Annotated in this window: 2 protein-coding genes and 1 pseudogene; 1 reads left to right on the forward strand and 2 read right to left on the reverse strand. The window is 53.5% G+C overall.

The annotated features are described in order from the left end of the window. Window positions 1-227 (forward strand): annotated as a pseudogene (locus POTG_RS23115) (transposase); the annotation flags it as partial. A gap of 98 nt (window positions 228-325) precedes the next feature. On the opposite strand, the gene POTG_RS23750 reads toward POTG_RS23115, so the two are convergent. Then, complete coding sequence (locus tag POTG_RS23750) at window positions 326-481, reverse strand: hypothetical protein (RefSeq protein ID WP_157273359.1); 156 nt, start codon at window positions 479-481, stop codon at window positions 326-328. Between the two features lie 279 nt (window positions 482-760). Continuing rightward, a partial coding sequence (locus POTG_RS08015) for a glycoside hydrolase family 2 TIM barrel-domain containing protein (protein WP_157273372.1) occupies window positions 761-3133 on the reverse strand: 2373 nt, incomplete at its 5' end.

A 3133-nucleotide genomic window follows, 5' to 3' on the forward strand; every position in this document is an offset into this window, starting at 1 on the left:
TCGTGAGAGAAGCAAGGGACTCTATCAGGCGCACGTATGTCGCCTTGGGGATAACGCATTTGCAGGCGTATTTGAATGAGTACACCGTCCGCCGTTACCTGCGCATGACCTTTTCCGAGGAAGAAATGCGCCAGGACCTGCTGCAGATGTGCCTGTCCATTCCAGCGATCCCTTACCGCCAGTTAATCGCACATCACCAGAACCCGTCCATTGCAGCTGCAGCTTAATGCAAGGGCTGAACAACAGGCAAGGGATAAATCTGTATTCAAATCTATATTAAAATATGTGCTCGAATCTGTATTTGGATATGTATTGTAATATATATTCATGATACATGTATATAATCTATACCAATTTCTATTACCAAATACATATCCAAATATGCAACCACATCAATATCTACATCTGCACCTTCAACAATATCTATAACTATGCATACATTTATGCCTATGCCTATATCTATATCCATATCCATGTCCATGTCTATATCTTGCCTGTGTCTGTGTCTATGTCTATCTTTACTTCTAATTCTGTTTCTAATTCTGTTTCTGTTTATGTTTCTACTTCCGTTTGTATTACTCTTTCTTTACTCTTTCAATTTTTGCTTACTGTTACTCTTTCTCTTTCTTCAACACCTGATGCAACGGGATAATCCTTCAAAAGGGGGGATCGGATAGACGACCTACCTCCGTAACCGTAAAAAACCGCTCACCCAGCCACTAGGCCAGGGAACGGTTCTTTACTACGACTGATCCAGTCTCTATTCTTCTTCCTTAAATACCGGCTGGATCGTCAACTCGAAATCGAACGACTTCTCGGCAAAACGGTAAGGCTCTGCCAGCTGCGGGCCGCAGGAGCCGGAACCGGCGCCGCTCATTTGGTAATCGAGCGTGACGATCGTTTCGGGGCGGCGCTTGAGTTCGTACGTATGTTGCGCTGCCGTCAGGTCCTCGGCGGTGTAATGCAAAGCCTGGAACGAGAACGGCTGTGCCGCTGTGAATTTCAGTCCCATGCCTTGAATGGTGGATGCGATTGCCCAATCCGTACCGTAGCGAGAACCGGTTTCCTGCGGCATGACGTAGTTCTCGAACATGTCGTCCACCGACAGCAAATACTTGCCTTTCCGTACGCTCGCCCGTTTGTCGATGTAGCTCTCATGCGGACCGTAGCCGTAATATTCGATCTCCTCGGTCCCCTTCGGCATCGTCAGCTCGAGACCAAAGCGCGGTAAGAAAGGAAGATTCTCGCGCGCTTCGGCATGAACCTTCAGTTGGATCTCGCCCGTGACCCCAACCGTCCATACGGCGCTGCCGCGCACGAACGGTTCGAAGGTGTAGCTGGCGAGCGAGAAGTCGACGATGATTTCGACCGAAGCGTCCGGCTTTTGCTCCCAGTGACTCCCGTACACCTTCATCGCGGCATGGTCGAGTCCTGCCGCTTCCCATTCCTTGCGGATGTGCATATCGTTATCCATCGGGGCCCGCCAGATGTTAAACCGGGCCTGACTAGCGAGCAACGGTACGCCGTGCTTCGACACCTGCTTCGGCATCCCTTTCTTCAGGTCAAAGACATGCTCGAAATCAAACCCACGCACCGTGAGCAAGCCGTCCTGTTCATCCGCCGTCATAAAGGTAGCGTATTCTTCACTTTGCCGTTGCTCTTGGGCCAACGCTGCCTTGGCCCCCGGCAATTCAAATTGATAAAAGGCGATTTCGTACCCTTCCTCCGCCCAAGGTGTGTCCAGCTGCTGCCGGACCGAGCAGGTTAAGGTGAGCGGTCCCGACCCCTCCTGCGCCAGCGTCAGATCATAGGGAAGAGAGAGAATCTCCGTCTCACCCGGTGCGGCGGCTAGCGGGCCTGACCGCCCTTGCTGCAGCACTTCTCCTTCCCGCTCCAGCTTCCAACTGACCGCCAGATGTGACAGGCTGCTAAAATCATAACGGTTCAGCACGCGGAACCGGCCTTGAACCGCATCCTCCGCCTCGATCAGCACAGGCGCAATAACCTGCTTTAATTCCAGCAGCCCAGTGTGCGGCCGGCGATCCGGGAAGACCAAGCCGTCGATACAGAAGTTCCCGTCGTTTGGCTGATCACCGAAATCGCCGCCATACGCATAATAACGTTGTCCGTCCGGCGTCTCCGCGGCAATGCCGTGATCGCACCATTCCCAGACACAGCCGCCCATCAGCTTCGGATAGCGATAAATCACGTTCCAGTAATCCTGCAAATCGCCCGGTCCGTTACCCATGGCATGGCTATACTCGCAGAGGAACAGCGGTTTGGAACTGTTCTCATCGAGCGCATACCGCTCGATCTCCTTTACCGAGGGGTACATACGGCTGTCCATATCAAGGCAGGACGTATCCGAATCGCTGTAATACCGGGGATCCGCTCCTTCGTAATGCACCGGACGTGAGGCATCCCGCGCTTTCGTCCACTCCGCCATGGCTATATGGTTGGCCCCATATCCGGATTCATTACCCATGGACCAGATGATGACGGAGGCGTGGTTTTTGTCCCGCTCGACCATGCGAACAGCCCGTTCCACGAACGCTTCCTTCCAATCCGGGTTGTTCGACAGCTTATGGAAGACACCCGCTTCGAGCTCGCCCGTTCTAGTCACGCCATGGCACTCCAGATCCGCTTCATCAATGATGTAAAACCCGTATTCATCACAGAGATCGAGAAACTTCGGGTCATTCGGATAATGCGAGGTCCGGATCGTGTTAATGTTATGCCGCTTCATGAGCTTGAGGTCTGTAATCATATGGTTCACCGGAATCGTCTGCCCCAGCTCCGGATGGGAATCGTGGCGGTTAACCCCTTTCAGCTTCACGGCGCGGCCGTTGATGCGGAAGATGCCGCCTGTGATCTCCACCTTTTTGAAGCCGACCCGAAAGCGCAGCACTTCTTGACCGGCTGTCAAAACCAGCTCGTACAGCCGGGGTTGCTCAGCGTTCCACAGCTGTGGCTGCGGCACGTCCAGCTCAATCGCCCCTTTGCCGTCGATTTGTGCCTCATGACGTCCGATCAGCTTGCCCGCCGGATCCCGCAATTCCGCTTGCACCGTCAGGCTGCCCGTCGTTTCGATCTCCGACCGCAGCTTGCCTTCGGATAGGTCGGAAGGCAGCAG

This window comes from Paenibacillus sp. oral taxon 786 str. D14 (assembly GCF_000159955.1).
In the GTDB taxonomy this organism is placed as follows: Bacteria; Bacillota; Bacilli; order Paenibacillales; family Paenibacillaceae; genus Fontibacillus; species Fontibacillus phoenicis.